Origin of the sequence: Streptomyces sp. NPDC055966 (genome assembly GCF_042269865.1) — a bacterium.
GTDB lineage: Bacteria > Actinomycetota > Actinomycetes > Streptomycetales > Streptomycetaceae > Streptomyces.
Window position 1 is genome coordinate 16,624 of the sequence record NZ_JBHJYK010000040.1, and the last position, 19,761, is coordinate 36,384.

At 70.6% G+C, this 19,761-nt stretch carries 19 protein-coding genes and 2 pseudogenes; 9 read left to right on the plus strand and 12 right to left on the minus strand.

Features of this window, described 5'->3' with window-relative positions:
• Positions 1 to 46 precede the first annotated feature (46 nt).
• Positions 47 to 565 (minus strand): hypothetical protein, encoded by a 519-nt coding sequence (locus tag ACFC8N_RS45925; RefSeq protein WP_376295620.1) that lies wholly within the window; start codon positions 563 to 565, stop codon positions 47 to 49.
• A gap of 135 nt (positions 566 to 700) precedes the next feature.
• Between ACFC8N_RS45925 and ACFC8N_RS45930 the strand changes: the two genes are divergently transcribed.
• Entirely contained in the window at positions 701 to 1,960 is a 1,260-nt protein-coding gene (locus ACFC8N_RS45930) for a histidine kinase (protein WP_376295622.1), read from the plus strand.
• Entirely contained in the window at positions 1,948 to 2,598 is a 651-nt protein-coding gene (locus ACFC8N_RS45935; protein WP_356034343.1) for a response regulator transcription factor, read from the plus strand. Before ACFC8N_RS45930 ends, ACFC8N_RS45935 begins: the two co-directional genes overlap by 13 nt.
• 326 nt (positions 2,599 to 2,924) lie before the next feature.
• Here the strand turns inward: ACFC8N_RS45935 and ACFC8N_RS45940 are convergent, their stop codons facing one another.
• On the minus strand, positions 2,925 to 3,539 hold the full coding sequence (locus ACFC8N_RS45940; protein WP_376295623.1) for a hypothetical protein: 615 nt from the start codon (positions 3,537 to 3,539) through the stop codon (positions 2,925 to 2,927).
• Between the two features lie 289 nt (positions 3,540 to 3,828).
• Here ACFC8N_RS45940 and ACFC8N_RS45945 point away from each other — a divergent pair, with 289 nt between their 5' ends.
• Complete coding sequence (locus ACFC8N_RS45945) at positions 3,829 to 4,230, plus strand: nucleoside 2-deoxyribosyltransferase domain-containing protein (RefSeq protein ID WP_376295646.1); 402 nt, start codon at positions 3,829 to 3,831, stop codon at positions 4,228 to 4,230.
• A gap of 198 nt (positions 4,231 to 4,428) precedes the next feature.
• Here the strand turns inward: ACFC8N_RS45945 and ACFC8N_RS45950 are convergent, their stop codons facing one another.
• The 3 genes from ACFC8N_RS45950 to ACFC8N_RS45960 form a co-directional block, all read right to left on the minus strand.
• Positions 4,429 to 4,614, minus strand: a complete 186-nt coding sequence (locus ACFC8N_RS45950; RefSeq protein WP_376295624.1) for a hypothetical protein — start codon at positions 4,612 to 4,614, stop codon at positions 4,429 to 4,431.
• 404 nt (positions 4,615 to 5,018) lie between these two features.
• Positions 5,019 to 6,236, minus strand: a complete 1,218-nt coding sequence (locus ACFC8N_RS45955; protein ID WP_376295626.1) for a transposase — start codon at positions 6,234 to 6,236, stop codon at positions 5,019 to 5,021.
• Positions 6,237 to 6,486: 250 nt separating this feature from the next.
• A complete protein-coding gene (locus ACFC8N_RS45960) occupies positions 6,487 to 7,518 on the minus strand; it encodes an aromatic ring-hydroxylating dioxygenase subunit alpha (RefSeq protein ID WP_376295627.1) in 1,032 nt (343 codons plus the stop codon).
• A 186-nt stretch (positions 7,519 to 7,704) separates the two neighbouring features.
• On the opposite strand from ACFC8N_RS45960, the gene ACFC8N_RS45965 reads away from it, so the two are divergent.
• Positions 7,705 to 9,243 (plus strand): flavin-containing monooxygenase, encoded by a 1,539-nt coding sequence (locus ACFC8N_RS45965; protein ID WP_376295628.1) that lies wholly within the window; start codon positions 7,705 to 7,707, stop codon positions 9,241 to 9,243.
• 166 nt (positions 9,244 to 9,409) lie between these two features.
• On the opposite strand, the gene ACFC8N_RS45970 is transcribed toward ACFC8N_RS45965, so the two are convergent.
• Positions 9,410 to 10,006, minus strand: coding sequence for an isochorismatase family protein (locus ACFC8N_RS45970; RefSeq protein ID WP_356034358.1), 597 nt, complete (start codon positions 10,004 to 10,006; stop codon positions 9,410 to 9,412).
• An 847-nt stretch (positions 10,007 to 10,853) separates the two neighbouring features.
• Here ACFC8N_RS45970 and ACFC8N_RS45975 point away from each other — a divergent pair.
• The 5 genes and pseudogenes from ACFC8N_RS45975 to ACFC8N_RS45995 form a co-directional block, all read left to right on the plus strand.
• A complete protein-coding gene (locus ACFC8N_RS45975; protein ID WP_376295648.1) occupies positions 10,854 to 11,147 on the plus strand; it encodes a transposase in 294 nt (97 codons plus the stop codon).
• A gap of 75 nt (positions 11,148 to 11,222) precedes the next feature.
• A pseudogene (locus tag ACFC8N_RS45980) lies at positions 11,223 to 11,435 on the plus strand (IS256 family transposase); the annotation flags it as partial.
• An 88-nt stretch (positions 11,436 to 11,523) separates the two neighbouring features.
• Complete coding sequence (locus ACFC8N_RS45985) at positions 11,524 to 12,213, plus strand: helix-turn-helix transcriptional regulator (protein WP_376295629.1); 690 nt, start codon at positions 11,524 to 11,526, stop codon at positions 12,211 to 12,213.
• 32 nt (positions 12,214 to 12,245) lie between these two features.
• Positions 12,246 to 12,758 carry a DUF3291 domain-containing protein gene (locus ACFC8N_RS45990; RefSeq protein WP_356034379.1) on the plus strand — a complete coding sequence of 171 codons (513 nt, stop codon included), beginning with the start codon at positions 12,246 to 12,248 and terminating at the stop codon, positions 12,756 to 12,758.
• A gap of 323 nt (positions 12,759 to 13,081) precedes the next feature.
• Positions 13,082 to 13,786 (plus strand): annotated as a pseudogene (locus ACFC8N_RS45995) (AAA family ATPase); the annotation flags it as partial.
• A 25-nt stretch (positions 13,787 to 13,811) separates the two neighbouring features.
• Here the strand turns inward: ACFC8N_RS45995 and ACFC8N_RS46000 are convergent.
• The 6 genes from ACFC8N_RS46000 to ACFC8N_RS46025 all read right to left on the minus strand — a co-directional run bounded on the left by ACFC8N_RS46000 (position 13,812) and on the right by ACFC8N_RS46025 (position 19,641).
• Positions 13,812 to 14,627, minus strand: coding sequence for a CoA transferase subunit A (locus ACFC8N_RS46000; RefSeq protein ID WP_376295630.1), 816 nt, complete (start codon positions 14,625 to 14,627; stop codon positions 13,812 to 13,814).
• 22 nt (positions 14,628 to 14,649) lie between these two features.
• Positions 14,650 to 15,420, minus strand: coding sequence for an SDR family oxidoreductase (locus tag ACFC8N_RS46005; protein WP_356034385.1), 771 nt, complete (start codon positions 15,418 to 15,420; stop codon positions 14,650 to 14,652).
• Complete coding sequence (locus ACFC8N_RS46010; RefSeq protein WP_376295632.1) at positions 15,417 to 16,382, minus strand: fumarylacetoacetate hydrolase family protein; 966 nt, start codon at positions 16,380 to 16,382, stop codon at positions 15,417 to 15,419. Before ACFC8N_RS46010 ends, ACFC8N_RS46005 begins: the two co-directional genes overlap by 4 nt.
• An 87-nt stretch (positions 16,383 to 16,469) precedes the next feature.
• Positions 16,470 to 17,420 carry a VOC family protein gene (locus ACFC8N_RS46015; protein ID WP_376295634.1) on the minus strand — a complete coding sequence of 317 codons (951 nt, stop codon included), beginning with the start codon at positions 17,418 to 17,420 and terminating at the stop codon, positions 16,470 to 16,472.
• Between the two features lie 11 nt (positions 17,421 to 17,431).
• Positions 17,432 to 18,466, minus strand: a complete 1,035-nt coding sequence (locus tag ACFC8N_RS46020) for an amidohydrolase family protein (protein WP_376295635.1) — start codon at positions 18,464 to 18,466, stop codon at positions 17,432 to 17,434.
• The gene (locus ACFC8N_RS46025; RefSeq protein ID WP_376295636.1) at positions 18,463 to 19,641 is read right to left on the minus strand and encodes an FAD-dependent oxidoreductase; all 1,179 of its coding nucleotides are present in this window, start codon (positions 19,639 to 19,641) and stop codon (positions 18,463 to 18,465) included. The genes ACFC8N_RS46020 and ACFC8N_RS46025 overlap by 4 nt, the downstream gene beginning before the upstream one ends.
• Positions 19,642 to 19,761: the final 120 nt, after the last annotated feature.

Consider the following 19,761-nt stretch of genomic DNA (forward strand, 5'->3'; position numbering starts at 1 on the left):
TCCGGTGGATTGATTTGGTCCGTGGCATGTGGCTGGGCGGTCGGCGTCACGCGTGCCGGCCCAGCGCCCGCAGCGCCAGCCGGCCGCACAGCGCGGCGAGCGGCAGCTCGGCGCCGAGCGCCATGGCGACCGCGGTGGCGAAGTCGCCGCCCGGGGCCGCCGCGGTCGTGGTGTCGAACCAGGCGTCCACCACAAGCAACGTCGCGGACGCGGCGGCTGCGAGGGCGTGCCGCCGGTCGCCGCGGGCGGCGAGGAGGCCGGTGGCGATCAGGCCGAGCGCCTCCAGCGCGTCGAGCCCGACCCAGGCGACGGGCCAGTGCGCCGCGGTCGCGGTGGCCGGCAGGCCGGTGGCCAGCACGTACAGCCACGGCAGCAGGGCGAGCCCGCAGGCGACCAGCAGCCATCCGGCCCGCCGCATGCCCCGCGCCGGGCGCGGTTCCTCCGCCTCTTCGTGGAGCGGGATGACCTCGGCGCGGTCGAAGCCCTCGGCACCGGCCAATTCGTCATTGCACAAGGCCAGTTGACGCATCGTCTTCCCCCGCTCCCCGCTGGCTCTCCCCTTCACGTGCTCCACCCTCCGCCGCACACCAGGGCGCCGTCAGTCACGCAGGGTTCCGACCCGGGGTGGAGAGAAGTGCAGCCCCGAACCGGGCGGGAGCGTCATGGCACGGGGATGGCCTGCGGCTTTACCGTTTGACGCATGCAACTCACGACGTGGCTGCAGCTGGTGCTGGGCCGGCCGTTCCGCAGGGCGGGACACCGGACCGCGCTCGTCGCCGCCGGCCTGCCGCTCCACCTCGCCGTGGTGCCGCTGTGGCTCTGGCTGCTCGGCACGATGGCGGCGTTGGTGCCGGCCGTGACTCCGCTGCCCGTGCTGCTCACGCTCGTGGTGACACCCCTGCTGACCGTCGGGCAGCGGCGGCGCTACCGGGCGCTCGTCGGCAAGGAGCTCCCGCGCCCCGCCGTCCCCGGGCCGGGACGCAACTGGAAGTCGGCGGTGCGCCGGCTGACCACGCGGGCCTTGTGGCGGCAGGTCTGCTACCACGCCGTGGCGGGTCCGCTGTTCGCCGTCCTGGACCTCGCCGTCCTCGCCGTCTGGGCCGCCGCTCTCGTGGCCGCCTCCATCTACGTGTGGATCTGGGCGCTGCCCCCGCAGTGGCGGGTCACCGACCTCGGGCACACCACGCAGGCCGCGTACATCACCGCCGGCGGTCTCGCCCTGCTGTTCCTCGGGCCCCGGCTGACCGGCGCTCTGGTGCGGCTGGAGACCCGGGCGGCCGAGGTCCTGCTCGGCCCCAGCCGCACGGAGAAGCTGGCCCGCCGGGTCGCCGACCTCGCCGAGAGCCGGGCCGGTGTGCTCGACGCCGCCGACGCCGAGCGGCGGCGGATCGAGCGCGACCTGCACGACGGCGCACAGCAGCGCCTCGTCTCACTCGCCGTCAACCTGGGCCTGGCCAGGTCCACCCTCGGCGACCTGCCGGAGGACGCCCGCAAGGTGATCGAGGAGGCGCACCGCGAGGCGAAGGAGGCGATCGCCGAGCTGAACAACCTGGTGCGCGGCCTGCACCCGGCCGTCCTTGAGGACCGCGGACTCGACGCCGCGCTGTCCGGGGTCGCCGCCCGCCTCCCGATCCCGGTGCGCGTGGCGGTGGACCTGCCGCAGCGCCCCTCACCCACGGTCGAGGCCGTCGCGTACTTCGTGGTCTCCGAAGCCCTGACGAACGTGGTCAAACACGCCCAGGCGACCCGGGCGGACGTGACCGTGGAGCGGATCGGGGAGACACTGCTGGTGGTCGTCGCGGACGACGGCGCGGGCGGCGCGGATCTCGCGGCGGCCGGCGGTGGCACCGGGCTCGCCGGGCTCGCCAAGCGCGTCGCGTCCGTCGACGGCACGTTCTCCTGCCGCAGCCCCGCCGGGGGCCCGACCGTCATCACCGTGGAGCTGCCGTGCGCGCCGTGATCGCCGAGGATTCCCTCTTGCTGCGCATCGGTGTGGTCAAGGTGCTGGAGGCGGCCGGCTTCGAGATGTGCGCGCAAGTCGCCGACGCAGAAGGGCTGCTGGCGGCCGTCGAGGAGCACCGGCCCGACATCGCCGTGGTCGACGTGCGCATGCCGCCCGGCTTCACCGACGAGGGAGTGCGTGCCGCGCTGGTGATCCGCCGCCAGTACCCGCGTACCGCCGTGCTCCTGCTGTCGCAGTACGTGGAGGAGCGGTACGCCGCCGATCTGCTCGCCGCCAACACCTCGGGCGTCGGCTATCTGCTCAAGCAACGGGTCGCCGACGTCGAGGAGTTCGCCGAGGCGGTACGCCGGGTGGCGGATGGCGGCACCGCGCTCGACCCGCAGGTCGTCGCGCAGCTGCTGGTGCGCCGGCACAGCGATCCGCTCGACCGGCTGACACCGCGCGAGCGGGAGGTGCTGGAGCTGATGGCGGGCGGCCGGTCCAACTCCGGCATCGCCGCCGAGCTGGTCGTGAGCGAGAGCGCGGTCGCCAAGCACATCAACAGCATCTTCACCAAGCTCGACCTGCCCAAGGCCGACGCCGACCACCGCCGCGTCCTGGCGGTGCTGCGCTTCCTGGGCGTTGCGACCGCATAGTGCGCGATCACGCCCGCATGCCCAGTCGGCAACGGTGCTGAGCAGCACTTAAGAAGCTGTTGTCGTTGAGATCTTGAGGAGTGCGCGTCGATCGGGAGTCCCGATCGGGTGGTGACGGGGCGCTGGACGCATACGAACAGGGCCTCCTGAACAGCTCGTTGGTGTCGAATCATCGAGACACGATCGGACTGGGGCCGGCAGGCGTCACATGACTGGACCGCCTTCGACAGTGCCGTATCCAGGGTGACTCGTTGACCTACGCCGTGGAGAGGTCGCTCTTCTTGAACACCACTGTTTGAATGCCTGCCCCAACACCCCGCCGAACATCACCCGTCGAAGTTGGACCAGAAGATCCCGATGCCCGTACCACTCTCGTCCCGACCGACCAGGATGCTGTTCGACGTGAAGTCGCAGGTGGGGAAGACCAGGGCATTCGCGCCGCTCGCCGGGTCGACAACGACATCGAGCACCGGGGTCCGGGAGCCGGCGTCCTGCTGCGCCTCGAACTCGGCCACGGCCTGGGCCACGGGGTCCTCGCCCCCGGCAAACCCGGCGGTCCGGTGAAGAGCCCCGCCGATGACCAGGTTGTCCGGGGTGCTGGAGTAGATCGCGGACGCATCCTCACTCAGCTGGTTGACGTCGTCCGACACCTCCTCCCAGCTCGCACCTGTCAACGCCTCCGGGGTGGCACCGCCGGCGACCAGGGCGACCGCGGAGACGGCCGCGCCTCGCTCGTCGTCCCAGTCGAACGCCAGATACACCTCGTGCAGCCCGTCGGCGACGTCGTCGAACGTAAAGAAGTCCCCGCCGTCGAGCCCGCACACCGCAATCTCCCCGCGGCTCAACAGCCGTCCGGCCAGCGTGAACTCGCCCAGGTACCCGGGCTCCCCCTCCGGATCGTTCGCCTTCAAAACCTCTTCGATCGCTTCAATCATCTTCATGCCGGTGAGTGTGCCATCCCCCACCGACAGGCCCGGACCAAGCGGACAGGGTCCGACATGGACCGGGCCCAGCCTGGGCACGAGGGCGTCCTTCCGCGGGCTGAGCGAGCGGCGACGGAAGGACAATGATCCGGAGGATCTCCGGTTTCGCCAACCGGGGATCCGGTGCTGAAGGTGGCAATGCGTGCGCAGGAACGGCCCAGCAGCAATGCGCTCCGGCTACCCGGCCATTCCTGCCGAACTCCCTTATTTCGTCGCAGAGGTAAGCGTGACGAGGGAGATCGCCCTCATGCCCTGCGCTGGAGTTCTCCACGCGCTCGATCTACGCCTTTCACGTCGTCGCGCCCTCCCTGCCCGGGTACGCCTTCTCCGGCCCGACTCGCGAGCGCGGCTGGGGCGTCAGGCGCACCGCCCGCGCCTGGGCTGGGAGTACGAGCACCTGCGCATCGTCGACGTCATCCTGTTCTGGTTCTGCTCGGGCGCCGTCCAGCCCATCGCCCTGTACGAGCTGGGAGCCCATGCCGCCCGTGGCACCCGCCTCGCGGTCGGCGTACACCCCCAATACCCGCGCCGCCTGGACGTGGTGGAACAACTGCGGCACGTGCGCCCGGACGTGACGGTCCATGAATCTCTTCAGGCAACCCTCCGCGCGGCTGTGGCCCTTCTGCCAGCTGCACCCCCGCGGCCCTGAGAACCTGTCTCTGAGCCTTCGCCATCCTCGAACGTGCCGGTCAGAGGGCTGGTGTGACGCGCGGTCGGGGTGCTCGCGCCGGTCGTGGGCGGGAGGCCGCAGTCTCTGACGGATGGCCGCGGTGCGGCTTCGCCGGATCCTCTGCGTCGCGAGCTCGGCTGCCCAGCTCGGGCGGCGGGGCCTTCTGCGTTGCAGCGGTCAGCCGCCGCTGAAGTCGCCCGGTCCGTGCACTGCGGCAGGCTGGGCCGGGCCGCCGGTCATGTCGCCCGGTCCGTGCACTGCGGCAGGCTGGGCCAGGCCGCCGGTGACGTCGCCCGGTCCGTGGTCGTGCGTGAACCCGAGCCCGGCGACCGCGAACCCGGCCAGCGCGACTGCGGCGACCATGCTTCGGAGGAGCGTTGATTGCTTCATGATTATCCCGTTCTGTGGTGGCGCGGGCTCCAGTGTGCGCAATGGCTGGGGCGGACGAAACGGCTCCGCCGACCGGATCCAACCGGAAGCCTTGGGGCGGCAGTTGGTGGCCGGCAGGACTGGCATGTCCGCACATGCCGCCACCACAGGCGCTCTCACCCTGAGTGGCAGTTAGGTCGACCAAGTGTCACCTGACTCGAAAAGTCGCAGGGGGCGGCCCGGTGGTGAAGTCGCCCCGGGGTCATCGGGAGGCGCAAAGCCAGGTGCAGCGCCGCACTGCCCGCACGTGACCCTCGGCGGGAGTGGTGGCCTGTTTAAGACGATATAGCCCCGCTTTTCGGACGCCTGGGGTGAAGTCGCTAAATTCCCTCCGGTGCTCAGACCACGCTGGGAGAGCAATGAGTATGTGAGCCCAGGAGAAAGGACCGCACGTGAAAGCACGCACGCTGCTTGCTTTCGGGGCCGCCGCGGCTGGCCTCGCCACCAGCCTCTTCGTTGCCGCGCCTTCCGCGCCTGCCGCACCCATCTCCGGAACCGGAACCGCTGTTGTCGCTGTGACCCCCACGGTGGCCGCCGCCAATTGCAGCACATGGTTCGACAACGCTGGACCCGGCGGCGCTGGCCGAGCCCACGCGAAGTGCCCCGGCGTCTACGTGCAAATCACGATCACCTGCGTAGACGGACAGCGGAACACCAGTGCCTGGCGCTATGGCTATGCCAAGGCCGAGTGCTCGTACGGCGTCGACTGGGAGAGCGCCGTCTACCGCACCAAGTGATCCTGAGCCGCTCGGCATAGAAGCCAATGCGGGCGGTGTTGGACAGCTGGTTGCTGTCTCTCGCAGGCAGCAACCACGCCGCAGGGGCTGCAATTGCCGAGGAGGAGGGCGGCAGCCCGCCGTCGTCGGCGTGCGCCGGCGCAGGCGGCCTGCCGCGTCGCGGTAGTAGTTCTGCGCGACGATCTGCCGCAGGGCCTCGGCCTGCGGGCCGGGCCGGTAGCCGCTTCCGTGCTGGTGGAGACGTTCCAGCAGTCGGCAGGCGTCGTCGCTGGCGGCAAGGATCCTGGTCTTGGGCCGGGTGGGGTTCTTGCCCAGACGGACCGGACGGCCGTGACGGCGCCCCCAGTCCTCGTCGACCGGGCCGACCAGCGGGTGCCCGGCCGTGCGGGCGGCTTCTTCCAGCGCGGCACGAACCGCCTCGGTGACCGGTTCCAGCCGGGTCAGGTCGCGTACCGCGGCCAGGACGTGGGTGGAGTCGGTGCGCTGCGTGGTGCGCTCGCGTACGAGTCCGGCCTCCTTCCGGCGGGCGAGCACCAGATCGAGAAGACGGTCGGCGCGGCCGTCCCGAGTGAGGCGCTCACGGAAGTCGGCGAGCACACTGTGGTGGAAACCGGGATCGTCCAGCGCCATGGCCAGGGCGTACTTGAAATCGTTGCGGCAGCGGACCGCTTCCGCCGCCTGGCGGTGCGACAGCCCCAGCACGAACTGCAGCACGCAGACGGTGGCCAGCTGGGCGGGCGACAGACCCGGACGGCCGTCGCGCGGGTACCAGCCGGCGAAGTCCTCGTCGTCCCACAGCCCGTCCAGCCGGTCCCGCACCCACATCGCCGTCGTACCGTCCGGGTTGCTCGCCCGCGCGATCTGCGCGGTCAGAGACGGGACTTGCTCACCGGAACGGGAACGGAGGGACAGCGCACACCCCAACAGCTAGATCGGCCTGCGGAACAGCCTTGATCACGCCCGTCGGTCATGTCGCTGCACCGGGAAACTCCAAGATCCCCGTCAGAGTCACGCCAGCCCTTCCCAATCGCCGAGGCCGGGGCGTACAGACGGGCGAGTGCGCGCAGGTTCAGGGCCTGGAGGGTGCCGGGTAGAACTGGCGGGCCCAGTGGCGGAACAGGCCGATGGCTTCGTCGCTCGCCGCGAGGCGGGGCTGCGGCTCGTAGCGTTTGGTGTTCCAGATCCTCAGGTCCTGATGGACCTTGCCGACCGCGGTGCGCAGCATCGCACGGGCGAAGGCCCGGTGCAGGCCACGCCGTGGGAGCGACGCTTCAGCGGCGTCCTGCTTGTGGATGTCCGCACAGGCCGCCGCGACCAGCATGCGGGTACGCCGGGGGCCGGTCGGTGTGTGCATGGCCCACAGGTAGCTGACGAGGCCGAGCGAGGGCAGCGGGAGTTCGACCCGGAGATATCCCAGCCCCGCCATGAGGAACGTATGGTCGGCCTGGATCTTCTGTTTGAGGGCGGGAGGCCGGTCCGGCCCGAGACGCAGACGCATGCGCAGGAGCGGGCCTTGGGTCGCCGGCGGTTCGAGTTCCTGCACGGCCACGTGGTGCAGGACGGGCAGATGCCGGTAGTCGAGGGTGTTCTCGATGATCTCCTGGGCGTAGGTGTGCACTTCCGTGCTCCAGGCTGCCGTCGGAACGACCCCGGCCCGGGCGGTGCCGGGGACTTCCCAGCCGGGCGGAGCGCCGTCCGGTTCGTACCAGGCGAAGAGGAAGCCGTTGCGCTCGCCGAGGAGGTGGTGCTCCAGGCGGGCGCGCGGTGGTGGGCCGTCGGGCGTGCCGACGCAGGTGCCGTCGGGGGCGAAGGCGAAGCGGTGGAAGGGGCACACCAGGTTCTGACCCCGCACGGTGCCGCCCGCCCCGAGATGAGCACCCAGGTGTGGGCAGTAGGGATGCACTGCGCGGGGCCGGCCGTCGCGGGTGCGGTAAAGAACGACGTCCTCGTCCATGAAGCGGCGGGTCAGGACACTGCCGGGGGCCAGTTCTCGTGACCGCGCCAGGCAGAACCAGCCACTGGGGTAGGGCAGATGCCGTCCCGGCTCGTCAACGGCGGCGTGTCGACCACGAGACGTGGGCAGTTCGTCCCTCATCGTCATGGCCGGCAGCCAAACACAGGCAATCGCACCGAATTCAGCCCACCCGGCAAGATCACTCATATGAGGTATCCAGCGGTCGTATCACCATGAACGATCACGGATAACACTACGATCGGTCGCTCTGGGTAAACAGTTGGAGCGGTTCGGCATCAGCGCCGGGACGCTCACGAGCCAGACGGGGGACCGATGGCCGACGCCAGTATGGACAACCATCGCCATGAAGCGGAAGTCGTCGTCATCGGGGCCGGCCTCTCCGGCGTGGCCGCCGTGATCGCGCTGCGCCGGGCCGGCTTCGACAACGTCGTTGTGCTGGAGAAGTCGGGTCGCCTCGGCGGGACTTGGCGCGACAACACCTATCCCGGATGCGGCTGCGACGTACCGTCGGTCCTCTACGAATACTCCTTCGCACCTCACTCGTGGAGCCGGGGCTTCGCCGACCGGTCCGAGATCCTCGACTACCTCGACACCACCGCGGCAACGCACGGCGTGGACAAGTCGATCCGCTACGACACCGAGGTGCTGAGCATCCGCTGGCAGCCGGGAGCGCACCGCTGGAACCTGCAGACCACAACGGGCACATACACCGCCCGCGCCGTGATCGTCGCCACCGGCCCCTGGCATCGCCCCCGCCATCCCGACATCCCCGGCCTCAGCACCTTCCCCGGCACCGCCTTCCACTCCGCCCGGTGGAACCACGAAGTCGACCTGACCGGACGGCGCGTCGCAGTGGTGGGCACCGGAGCGTCCACCGTCCAGTTCCTGCCCGAGATCCAGCCGAAGGCGGCTCATGTCGACGTCTTCCAGAGCACACCACAGTGGGTACTCCCGAAACCCGACTACCTTCTCCCTCCGGGTCTCCACCGCTTCTTCGAACACCACCCGGCAGCACGCCGTGCACTACGCGGACTGCACCACTGGACCCAGGAAGCCATCGGCGTACCCCTGCGTCACCCCCACCTGCTGCGGCCCTTGGAATCCCTGGCCCGCCTCCACCTGCGTACGTCGGTACGGGATCGAGCCCTGCGCCGGGCCCTTACTCCTGACTACCGCCTCGGCGGCCGCCGTCTGATCACCTCGGCCGCCTACTACCCCGCCCTCACCCGGCCCAACGTGCGGCTGCATCCCACCCGCGTGACCGCCGTGGAGGGCTCCGACGTCATCGGCGCCGACGGCACCCGCACCCACGCCGACATCATCGTCCTCGCGACCGGATACCACATCGGCGACATCCCCCTGGCCCCCCATCTGCACGGCACCGACGGCTCATTGGCCCAGGCCTGGGCCGACAACCGCCGTGCCTACCTCGGCACCAGCGTCAGCGGATACCCCAACCTCTTCCTGCTCATCGGCCCGAATCTCCTCACCGGCACCACCGCCGTCCCCACCGTCCTCGAAGCCCAACTCCGCTACATCACCACCGCCCTCAACCACCTGCGCACCAGCGGAGCGACCGCACTGGATGTCAAGCCCGAGGCGGAAGCAGCCCACCAGCAGGCCCTGCACAAGGCACTGCGCAACACCGTCTACAACGCTGCCGGCGGCACCGGCTACTACTTCGGCCTCCCGGGCATCAACACCTTCTGCTGGCCCTGGTCGACGGGCAGGCTCGTCAAGCACCTGCACGCCTTCGACCCAGAGCTCTACACCTGGGCGCTGCCGCTGCCGGCCCAGACCCGTGCCAAGCGCGATCGAATGCCGGCGAGCCCGTCGAGCCGACTCCAATAGGTCCCGGTCACACCCCCGTCGACGGCGCGGTAACGAGGTAGAACTGGCGAATTCCGGCGGCGCCAGGCGCTAAAAGGCCCGGCGTCCGTGGCCAGGCTGCGCCGTTCCGATGCCACACGGTGTCGCAGAACCCTGAGCGACACTCCTCCCGGGAGACCCGCAGAGATCAGCCGTCGAGGACGACGGGTTTGCCGGTGAGTGTGACGCCGGCCTGGCGTAGCTCCTCGATGGCGTGGTCCGTGGTGTCGGTGGCGACACCAGCGGTGTAGTTGAGCAGAACCCGTACGGCGAAGCCGGCTTTCGCACCGTCCAACGCGGTGGCCTTCACGCAGTGGTCGGTGGCGATGCCGACGACGTCGACGGCGCCGACGCTGCGCGCGCGAAGCCATGCGGCCAGGGACGTGCCGTCATCGGCCGAGCCCTCGAAGCCGCTCTTCGAAGCGGAGTGCGCACCCTTGTAGAAGACCTCGTCGACGGCACCGGAGGCGGCGGTCTGCGCGAAGTGCGGGTGGAAGGTGCTGCCCTCGCTCCCGGCCACGCAGTGCACGGGGAAGGAGTTCCGGTAGTCCGGGTGGTCGGAGAAGTGGGCGCCCGGATCGATGTGGTGGTCGCGGGTGGCGACGATGTGCGCGTACTTGCTGCCGGCGGAGCGTTGGACCATCTCGGCGATGGCGCGGGCCCGGTCGGCGCCGCCCTTCACCGGGACGCTGCCGCCCTCGCAGAAGTCCTTCTGCACATCGACGACGATCAGAGCACGACGCACAGCGCAATCCCTTCCTCGCGGGAACCCGTGCTCGTATGCCTGCCCGACTGCTGCGAACGGACGCATGGCGGGCCCGTGATTCACCCGACCGGCCCAGTCGGCGCACGTGCTCGGCCCTCGTGTCACGCGCGTTCGGTCGGCTCGTCGCTCTCCGGAAGGCGACCGGCCGGCTCTTGTCCGTCCCCTCTGTGTGTGGAGGGTTTCGTTAAGCAGCTTGAGTCTGCTGTTCTCTGATGTGGTGTCGGTTCTCGTAGTCGATGGGTGACAGCCGGTCGCAAGCCGAGTGCCTGCGGCGCGGGTTGGGCCAGCCGCTCGCCTTCGCCCTGGCCGCGGCCGGGTACGACGTGCGTGAGGTGCAGCCGAACCGCACCGCCGAACGTCGCAGGCGGCGACGCCGCGCCAAAACCGACATCGAAGACGCGGAGGCGATCGCCCGCGAGACACTGGCCGACCCCCACCTGCCGCCAGCCGGCAAGCGCTGCGCACCGGACGCTGTCTGGGACGAACTCACCGCCATCCATGACCTGGCGGTCCTCCCTCGTCCTGCAGCGGACACGCCAGCTGGCAGAGGCCGAGGCCGTCCTGGTCGCGCTGCCCGTGGACATCCGGGCCGAGCTTCCGACGACCCCGCGTGCTGCCACAGTTGGAGGCGTTGGAGACCATTGCCCGGCAGCAGCCCGAGGTGGCTTCCGCGACCTTGACACACATCGACCGGCTGGTCGCCGCCCTCAACGACATCCGTCAGCTGACCCAGCGGATCAAAGACCTCGACAAGAAGGTCCCCACACTGCTGGCCACGTTGGGCTCCACGCTGACCGAGATCTGCGGCATCGGCTCAGTCACCGCCATGGAGCTGTTGGTCGAGGTCGGAGACCCGTGCCGGTTCCGAACCGAGGCCCAGTTCGCCCGTTGGCGCGGTGCCGCTCCGCTGGCCGTCTCCTCCGGCGGGGGCACGGTCGGGCACGTCGCCACCGGTTCGACGTCGGCGGCAACCGCAAGGTCAACTCGGTGCTGCACATCGTGCACGTCACGCAAGTCCGCTGTTACGAGCCCGCTCGCTCCTTCATGGCCAGAAAGATCAGTGAGAACGTGCCCAAACGGTCCGCGCACCGAGTGCACAAGCGCCAACTCGCCAACGTGATCATCCGCCATATGTGGAAAGACGCGGAAGAGCGCCCAACCGACCGCCCGCACCGCAGCTTGACAAGAGAGCTTCGAGTCCACCTTCTCCACCGTCCGCCTGCGGACCAAGGTCACCCGCGGGGTCGGCTCCCGCATCGCCGCCCTGGCGATGGTCTTCAAGCTGGTGGAGTCTGCCCAGCAGCGGTGGCGGGCCGTGAACGCGCCTCACCTGGATGCTCTTGTCCGGGCAGGTGCCCGCTTCGAGCGCGGCCAGCTCGTCGAGCGTCCCACCGCCATGGCAGCATGACCGGTTTCAACCAAGCCCCCAGGGCACACTGGCCGGGGTCCGGCCCCGCCGTTCTATCTCCAACCTGTGTTGTTCCTAGAATGGCCGGGTGGAGGACATTGACGCGATCGCGGCGTTGCAGGATCCGGTGCGGCGTCGCCTGTACGAGTACGTGGCGGCGCAGGGCCGCGAGGTCGGGCGCAACGAGGCCGCCGAGGCGGCCGGGGTTGCGCGCACGCTCGCTGCGCACCATCTGGAAAGGCTGGCCGAGGTCGGGCTGCTGGAGAGCGGCAGCCGCCGTCTGTCGGGCCGCTCGGGGCCGGGGGCGGGCCGTCCCGCCAAGGTGTACACGCGGGCGCAGGCGGAACTGTCGGTGTCGCTGCCCGCCCGCGACTACCGCACTGCCGCCGAGCTGCTCGCCGAGGCGGCCGAGCAGGCCGGGCTGGATGCCGGGCTGTGTGCGGCGGCGCGCCGCCGGGGTGAGGTTCTGCGTGGCTCGGCGGCGCCCTGCGGCGGTCTTGAAGAGGCCCTGGAGATGCTGGCCGCCCGCGGCTACGAACCGCACCTGGAAGGCGCCGAAGACGCCAAAGGGGTGTCGGGGGCGGCCGCGAGTGTCGTGCGTATGCGCAACTGCCCCTTCCATGCCGTCGCCGAACGCTTCCCGCCACTGGTCTGCGGCATGAATCTCGCGCTGCTGGAGGGGCTGTTCGGCACGGACGGTCCCGTCCGTGCCCGCATGGACCCCCGGCCGGGGGAGTGCTGTGTGGTGGTCGAGAGTTCTAAAAACAACATTGATTGACATAGAAATGGGGGCCATGCTGGGATGAGGTCATGACCGCATCCGTGCATGCCGCCCACCTCGCCCACCTCAACGTCGCCACGCTCCGACACCCCCTTGACGACCCGCGCACGGCGCCGTTCGTCGAGATGCTCGACCCGGTCAACGCCTCCGCCGACGCCGCGCCCGGCTTCGTGTGGCGGCTCGTGGAGGAGGGGGCGGCCGACGCCACCGGCCTGCGCCCGGCGGGCGACGACGTCATCGTCACCCTGTCGGTGTGGGAGACCCAGGAAGCCCTGTGGGACTTCACCTACCGCAGCGGGCACCTGGAGGCCATGCAGCGGCGCCGCGAATGGTTTGAACGGCACGTCGAGGCGCACCTGGTGCTCTGGTGGGTCCCCGCCGGCCACCTCCCGACCGTTGACGAGGCCCTGGAGCGGCTGGCGGACCTGCGGGCGCACGGGCCGTCCCCCCGCGCGTTCACCTTCGCCTCCCCCTACACCGCAGCCGAGGCCGTCCAGCACCTTCAGGCCGCGCCGCCAACGCAAGCTGAAGCAATTAACTGATCCACAGGTCTTGACGATTACTCCCACGCGCCGCGCGCCTGCTGCGTCAGCTGCAGCCATCATCGTGGCTGGCGTTCAGTGATGGAGGCCGAACGAGCAAGATCGATAGTGGCCACAGAGCCGGTACTCGTCGGGTACGGGACTCACAGCGGACTTCAGCTTGCAAGTTATGCCGATCAGGCGCGCGCGTATGCGCGCGTACGCAGTTCTGTAGTACTACCCGCGGCCCGCGCCCGTCGCCCAGCCTCCACGGCCAACGATCATGGCGGGCCGCCGCCGCACCCGGCAGGATGGGGCCCGTGCCGAAGAACCCCCCGGAATCGATGCAGCACCACCTGCGCCGGCGTCTGAACCGCCACGCCCGCGCATGCTGGCCCCACGTGGACGCCATCACGGTCCGCTTCCGCACAGGATTCGCCTACGTGGCAGCCGAGTTGCCTGGCGAAAAGAGCCTGCCGCTGTGCCGCCTGCGCTTCACCGGCGTGCTGCACACCTGGGGCTTCGCCCTCTATCTGGCCAGCAACGACAGCTACCGGGACAACATCCTGCCCAGCGGACTGCCAGCCGGCTCCCCGGAGGAAGCCCTCGACTGCGCAGGCAACCTCTACCTCAGCACTCTCGCGCCGACCATCCGGGTGGCGGCAGGACTCGTTGTCCTCGTCGGTCCACCAGCCTCGGGCAAGACCAGCTTCGTTCGGGCACTGATCGCGCGCCGGCAGATCGACGCGGAAGCCGTGGTGTCCAGCGACGAGATCCGCGCGGAGCTTTTCGGCACCTCACCCACGGAAGCGGAATCCGACGCGGCGGACGCACGGATCTTCGAGGAACGTGACCGCAGGATCGCCGCCAGGCTCGCCACCGGACACAGCGCCGTCGCCGAGTCAACGAACGTCACGCCGCAGGCACGCGCACGACTCATCGCCATCGCCAGGCGCTTCAACGCTCCGGTAACCATGCTGCGATTCACCCCGGACGTCACCGGCCTCCTCCAGCAGCACACCGAGCGAGGCCGCACGGACCTCACCGCCGCGGACGTCCGCGCCTACGCCGCCATCATGACCCGCAACGCCGGTGCCGACCAGCTCCGCTCCGAAGGCGCAACCACCGTCCACGATGTACCTGGACGCCGCCAAGCGACCACGCCCGCCGAAGCCGCCGCGCACTTCTCCTTCGCCTGACACATCCGACGTGCCCAGACCCGCCTTCGACACCCCTCCACGAACTTCCGCGGAGCAGCACTAGCTCTTCGACCTCGGCGACGGTGGTCCGCCCGGCCATCGCGGCGAGGGGGTTGAAGTTGGCGGCAGCGCGGCGGAAGGCCAGGTTGCCGTGGGGGCCGCCGCGCCAGGCCCGTACGAGGGCGAAGTCGGTGGTGATGCCGTGCTCCAGGACGTGCGGGCGGCCGTGGAAGTCGCGGGTCTCCTTGGGAGGCGAGGCGACGGCGACCGAGCCGTCGGAGGCGTACCGCCAGGGCAGTCGGCCCCACGCCACCTGCGTTCCCACGCCCGCCGGGGTGTAGAAGGCGGGGATGCCCGCGCCGCCCGCGCGCAGCCGTTCGGCGAGGGTGCCCTGCGGCACCAGTTCCACCTCCAGCTCACCGGACAGGTACTGGCGGGCGAACTCCTTGTTCTTACCGACGTAGGACCCGGTCACCCGGGCGATGCGTCCAGCGGCCGGCAGCACGCCCAGCCCGCGCCCGTCGACGCCGCAGTTGTTCGACACGACTTCGAGGCCGGTCGCGCCCTGCTCGTGCAGGGCCCGGATCGCGGCCTGGGGTACACCGCTGAGTCCGAAGCCGCCGACGGCCAGTGACGCACCGTCGGGGATGTCGGCGGCCGCCTCGGCCGCGCTCGCGCGGACCTTGTCCATGGGTGGGAAGGCCTTTCTGCTGCTACTGGTGAAGGGCGTCGGAGATCGACTTGACGCCGCCGTGCGCCGTGAGGCCGCCGTCGACCGGGATCTCGGCGCCGGTGATGAAGGACGACTCGTCGGACAGGAGGAAGACCACGAGCGGGGCGACCTCCTCGGCCGTGCCGGTGCGGCCGAGTGGCGTCTCCCGGATGTTCGCCTCGCGGAACGCGGGCGCTGCGGAGGCGGTCATGTCCGTCTCGATGAAGCCGGGATGGATCGTGTTCAGGCGGATGCCGCGGAGTCCCAGCTCCATGGCGGCGGTCTTCGACAGACCGCGCAGCGCCCACTTGCTGGCCGTGTAGGCGACCGGGTAGTGGCCGGTGAGCGCGGCGGACGAGCCGACGTTCACGATCGAGGAGCCGGGTGGCATCAGCGGGGCCAGGTGCTGGATGCCCAGCAGCGGGCCGGTGACGTTGACCGCGTGGACCCGGGCCATGTCCTCGGGGCGTACGTCGTCGATCCGGGCCCGCCAGGTGACGCCCGCGTTGTTGACCAGGCCGTGCACCTGCCCGTGCGCCTCACGCAGGTCGGCGGCGAGTTCCGCCCAGTCCTTCTCGCTCGTGACGTCGAGCCGGCGGCAGCCGGGTGCCTGCGTGACGTCGGTGGCGATCACCCGGGCGCCCTCGCGGGTCAGCGCCTCGGCCTCCGCGGCGCCCTGGCCACCTGCCGCGCCCGTGACCACGACGACCCTGCCGAGGAGCCTCCCCCAGCCTTCGGCCGGGAGGTGCCCCCAGGGATGGAGATCGGTCACGGCCGCTCCCTCGTGCGGCGTCGGGCGACGGGAACGGTCATGGGGTCCGGGCCGGCCACCACGGTGTTGGTGACGGAGCCGATGCCCTCGACGGTGAGGGTGACCGTGTCGCCGGGCTTCAGGGGAGGCGGGGACTGCTCACCCCGTACGCCCCACAGCTCGGCCAGGCAGCCGCCGTTACCGCAGGTACCGGAGCCGAGCACGTCGCCGGGACGGACGTATGTGCCGCGCGAGGCGTAGGCGACCATCTCCTCGAAGGTCCAGCTCATGTTGGACAGCAGGTCCTCGCCGACCACCTCGCCGTTCACCGAGGCGGTCAGCGCCAGCCGCAGGAAACCGTCGGTGTCCCGGTACGGCTCCAGCTCGTCGGCGGTGACCAGGTACGGGCCGAGGGTGGTGGCGGTGTCCTTGCCCTTGCAGGGGCCGAGCCCCACCTTCATCTCGGCGGATTGCAGGTCGCGGGCGGACCAGTCGTTGAAGATCGTGTAGCCGATGATGTGGTCGCGGGCCTGCTCGGGCGTCAGGTCGCGGCCCTCGCGGCCGATGACAGCGGCGACTTCGAGTTCGAAGTCCAGGACCGAGGAGCCGGGCGGCACGGGCACGTCGTCGTGCGCGCCGATGACGGCGTACGGATTGGTGAAGTAGAAGGTCGGCGCGTCGTACCAGGCGTCGGGGACCCCGGCCGCTTTGTCGATGCTGCGCCGCATGCCCTCGACGTGTTCCTCGAAGGTGACGAAGTCCCGTACCGACGGCGGCTGGAGAGGCGGCAGCAGTCGCACCTGCGAGACATGCGGGCCGTCCGGCACGTCCAGTGTGGCCTTGCCCGCCTCGCGCAGGGCCGCCGGGCCCGCCCGGAGCAGGTCGAGCAGCGGGGCGCTGCCGGGGACGGGGTGGAGGGCGCCGTCGTCGTCGACGGTGGCGACGCTGCGGCGGCCGTGGTGTTCGTACGTGGCGAAGCGCATGGCGATCCTGGGGTGCGGCGTAGGAGTGGGCCGGCGGCGCGGGGGAGTCGGGCATGGACTGTTCCGCGCCCTCGGAGGCGAGGGGGATCAGACCGGCGGGGCGACGAAGACGCCGCGGTCGACGTCGTTGAAGGACTCCTTGACGATCAGCTCGTTCATCGGGTTCGCCGTGCCCCACTGGTCGGTGACCTCGGGCTGGGAGAAGTCGTAGACGTGCGGATGCCAGGTGTCCTCGTCGAGCTCCTCCAACTCCGTCGTGTACTCGACGGTGTTGCCGTGCGGGTCGAGGAAGTACGTGAAGGTGTTGTCGCCGGCCAGGTGGCGACCCGGGCCCCAGAGCTTGCGGGCGCCGGAGCGCATCACGCGCCCCGAGCCGCGCATGTACTCGTCCAGGCCGCGCATCTCGAACGAGACGTGGTGCAGCGAGGTGTGCGGGCCCTTGGCGATGGCCATCGAGTGGTGCTGGTTGCTGATCCGCATGAAGTGCATGACGTCGCCCATGTGCGGGGTGCCGAGCGTGTCGGAGAGCCGGAAGCCGAGGTGGCGCTCGTACCAGGCGCGGGTGGCGTCCAGGTCGGGGGAGTTGAGGACGACGTGCGATAGGCGGACCGGGATGGCCTCCTTCTCCTCGATACGCCGGTGCTGCCGGGCCTCGACCTCCGCCGAGACCTCGATGGTGCGGCCGTCGCCGTCGAAGAAGCGGAAGCCGTAGCCGCCGCCGGGGGTGTCGACCTTGCTCGGCTGCGAGATCAACCGCACGCCGTCCGCGAGGAGTTGCTCGGCGAGCGTGTCCACGTCAGCGGCCGACGCGGCGCCGTAGGACACGAGGTCGAGCCGCTTCTCGTCCGCCTCGCGGAGCCGTACGACGTAACTCTCGGGGCTGCCCTCGGCGGCCAGGAAGGAGACGCCCTCGTCCTCGGCGACCTTGGTCAGGCCCCAGACTCCGGCGTAGAAGTCGAGCTGCTTGTCGTGGTCGGGCACGGCGAGGTCGACGTGCCGCAGATGGGTGAGCAGGCGGTTGGGCAGGTCGTTGGTCATGTCGGGGCTCCTCAGGAGAGGCGCAGCAGCGCTGCCGCGTTGCCGCCGCGTACGGCGTGGAAGTGGGGGTCGGGCAGGTCCGTGGCGGCGCGCAGCGCGCCGACCGGGTCCTCGGTGCCCATGTCGAAGGGGAAGTCCGAGCCGAGCAGGACTCTGTCGGGGCCGGCCACCCGGATCAGTTCGCGCAGGACGTGCGGGTCGTGGACGAGCGAGTCGAAGTACAGCCGCTTGAGGTAGCTGCTCGGCTCGGACGCGCATCCCCGCGTGTCCGGTCTGGCCCGCCAGGCGTGGTCGGAGCGGCCGATGTGCGTGGGCAGGTAGCCGCCGCCGTGCGCGGCGATCACCTTCAGGCCGGGGTGGCGGTCCAGCACGCCGGAGAAGACGAGGTGGGAGAGCGCGACCGCGTTCTCGGTGGGCTGGCCGACCGTGTTGGACAGGTACCAGCGGTTCAGGCGCTCGTCGAGCGTGCAGCCGAATGGGTGCAGGAAGAGCACTGCCCCGGTTGTCTCGGCCAGCGCCCAGAACGGGGCGTACGCCGGGTCCGAAAGCTCGCGTCCGGGTGCGTGGCTGGAGATCTCCACTCCGCGAAGGCCCAGGCCGAGGGCGTGGTCGAGGGCCTTGACGGCGAGGTCCGGGTGCTGGAGCGGGACGAGGCCCAGTCCGTGCAGCCGGTCGGGGGCCTGGGTGACATGTGCGGCGGTGCCGGTGTTGGCCAGCTCCCACACCGTGCGGGCGAGGTCCTCGTCGGCCCAGTAGTGGTAGTGCGACGGGGACGGCGAGACCAGCTGGATGTCGACGCCGGAGGCGTCCATCGCGGCGAGCCGGGCCTTGGCGTCGGTCAGCCGGGGGATGCGGTCGCGGACCATCGGGCCGCTGACGGCGAGCGCCTCGGGGCCGTTGCGGCGGGCGTCGAGCCCGCGGGCGGCGTCCAGTCCGGGGTGTCCGGCGACGGCCTCCTCGACCTGCGGAAGCAGGACGTGCGCGTGGACGTCGATGGTGGGGATGGCCGAGGTGGCCAGGGCGTCCGAGGTGTCCGGGGTCGTCACGGGGTCTCCTTCAGGACGGACATCGTGCGGCCGATCAGGCCGGGCACGTCGGCGTCACGGACGCCGTCCAACTGCCACTGGCCGAGCTGCATCGAGGCGTCGACGACCATGCGGACCCGGTCGATGCGGCGCTGGTGGTAGCGGGTCAGAACGTCGTCGAGGGACGCGGGGGAATCCCATGACTCCTCAGCGCTCAGCAGCTCGGCCAGCACGGAGGCGTCCTCCAGCGACATGGCCGCGCCCTGCGCGAGGGTGGGCGGGCAGGCGTGGGCGGCGTCGCCGATCAGCACGACCCGGCCGCGGTGCCAGGAACCCTCGACGAGCAGCCGGTCGAACCAGGTGTAGTTGACCTCGGCCGGGTCGGTGATGCGCGCGGCGATCTCGGGCCAGGCGCCGCCGTACGGGGCTGCCAGGCGCCGCATCTCGTCCGCGTACGAGGCCGGGTCGATGGAGGCGCGGTCGCGGTTGGCCTCGACGAGATAGGCGTAGATGGTGTTCTCACTGGTCGGGCAGTAGCCGGCGATGTAACAGGGCCCGCCGTAGGCCAGGTCCGTGCGCTCCACGCCCGCCGGGCGGGGTGCGGCGACGCGCCAGATGGCCATGCCGGTCGGCTCGGGCTTCTCACTGATGCCGATCATCGCGCGGGTCCGGGAGTTGAGACCGTCTGCCGCGATGACGAGGTCGTAGCAACCCTCGGTGCCGTCGCTGAAGCGGGCGGTGACGCCCGTGTCGTCCTGGACCAGCCCGTCGGCGGTGGTGCCGAGGCGGACCGTCGCGCCACTGGCCCGGACCGCCTCGCACAGGATCTCCTGGAGCCGGGGGCGCTGCATGCCGATGGTCGAGGGCAGGTTCTCGCCGCCGGTACGGATGTCCTGCTGGACGTGAAACACATGGCCGTCGGGCGTGGCCAGACCGACTGAGTCGAAGGCGTAGCCGCTCTCCCGGACCTTGTCCCACACGCCCAGTTCGCGCAGGACCCGCAGGGCGTTGCCCTGGAGGGTGATGCCGGAGCCGGTGGTGGCGTTCCAGTCCGGCTTGGCCTCGATCAGGTCGACGGCGATGCCGGCGCGGCGCAGCAGGATGGTGACGGCGTTGCCTGAGGCGCCCCCGCCGATGACCAGGACGGTGGGTGTGCCCCCGGCTGGAGGTCGGGGGAGAGTGCGGCTGTCAGCCATGTCGGGGATTCCTCCCGGGGTTGGGCCGCGCGACTTCGGGCGGCGGGGGCTGCGGCTCGCCCGCTGGGAGTGCGGGCCGGGGGGACGGGGGTGCGGGCCGGATGCGCCGCTGCTGTCCGG

Coding starts and splice junctions, on each gene's coding strand:
- ACFC8N_RS45930 (WP_376295622.1), top strand. CDS start 701: ATGCAACTCACGACGTGGCTGCAGCTGGTGCTGGGCCGGCCGTTCCGC.
- ACFC8N_RS46010 (WP_376295632.1), bottom strand. CDS start 16,382: ATGCGCTTCGCCACGTACGAACACCACGGCCGCCGCAGCGTCGCCACC.
- ACFC8N_RS45945 (WP_376295646.1), top strand. CDS start 3,829: ATGCCCTGCGCTGGAGTTCTCCACGCGCTCGATCTACGCCTTTCACGT.
- ACFC8N_RS46000 (WP_376295630.1), bottom strand. CDS start 14,627: ATGGACAAGGTCCGCGCGAGCGCGGCCGAGGCGGCCGCCGACATCCCC.
- ACFC8N_RS46025 (WP_376295636.1), bottom strand. CDS start 19,641: ATGGCTGACAGCCGCACTCTCCCCCGACCTCCAGCCGGGGGCACACCC.
- ACFC8N_RS45950 (WP_376295624.1), bottom strand. CDS start 4,614: ATGGTCGCCGCAGTCGCGCTGGCCGGGTTCGCGGTCGCCGGGCTCGGG.
- ACFC8N_RS45940 (WP_376295623.1), bottom strand. CDS start 3,539: ATGAAGATGATTGAAGCGATCGAAGAGGTTTTGAAGGCGAACGATCCG.
- ACFC8N_RS46015 (WP_376295634.1), bottom strand. CDS start 17,420: ATGACCAACGACCTGCCCAACCGCCTGCTCACCCATCTGCGGCACGTC.
- ACFC8N_RS45975 (WP_376295648.1), top strand. CDS start 10,854: ATGGAGCTGTTGGTCGAGGTCGGAGACCCGTGCCGGTTCCGAACCGAG.
- ACFC8N_RS45990 (WP_356034379.1), top strand. CDS start 12,246: ATGACCGCATCCGTGCATGCCGCCCACCTCGCCCACCTCAACGTCGCC.
- ACFC8N_RS45965 (WP_376295628.1), top strand. CDS start 7,705: ATGGCCGACGCCAGTATGGACAACCATCGCCATGAAGCGGAAGTCGTC.
- ACFC8N_RS45960 (WP_376295627.1), bottom strand. CDS start 7,518: ATGACGATGAGGGACGAACTGCCCACGTCTCGTGGTCGACACGCCGCC.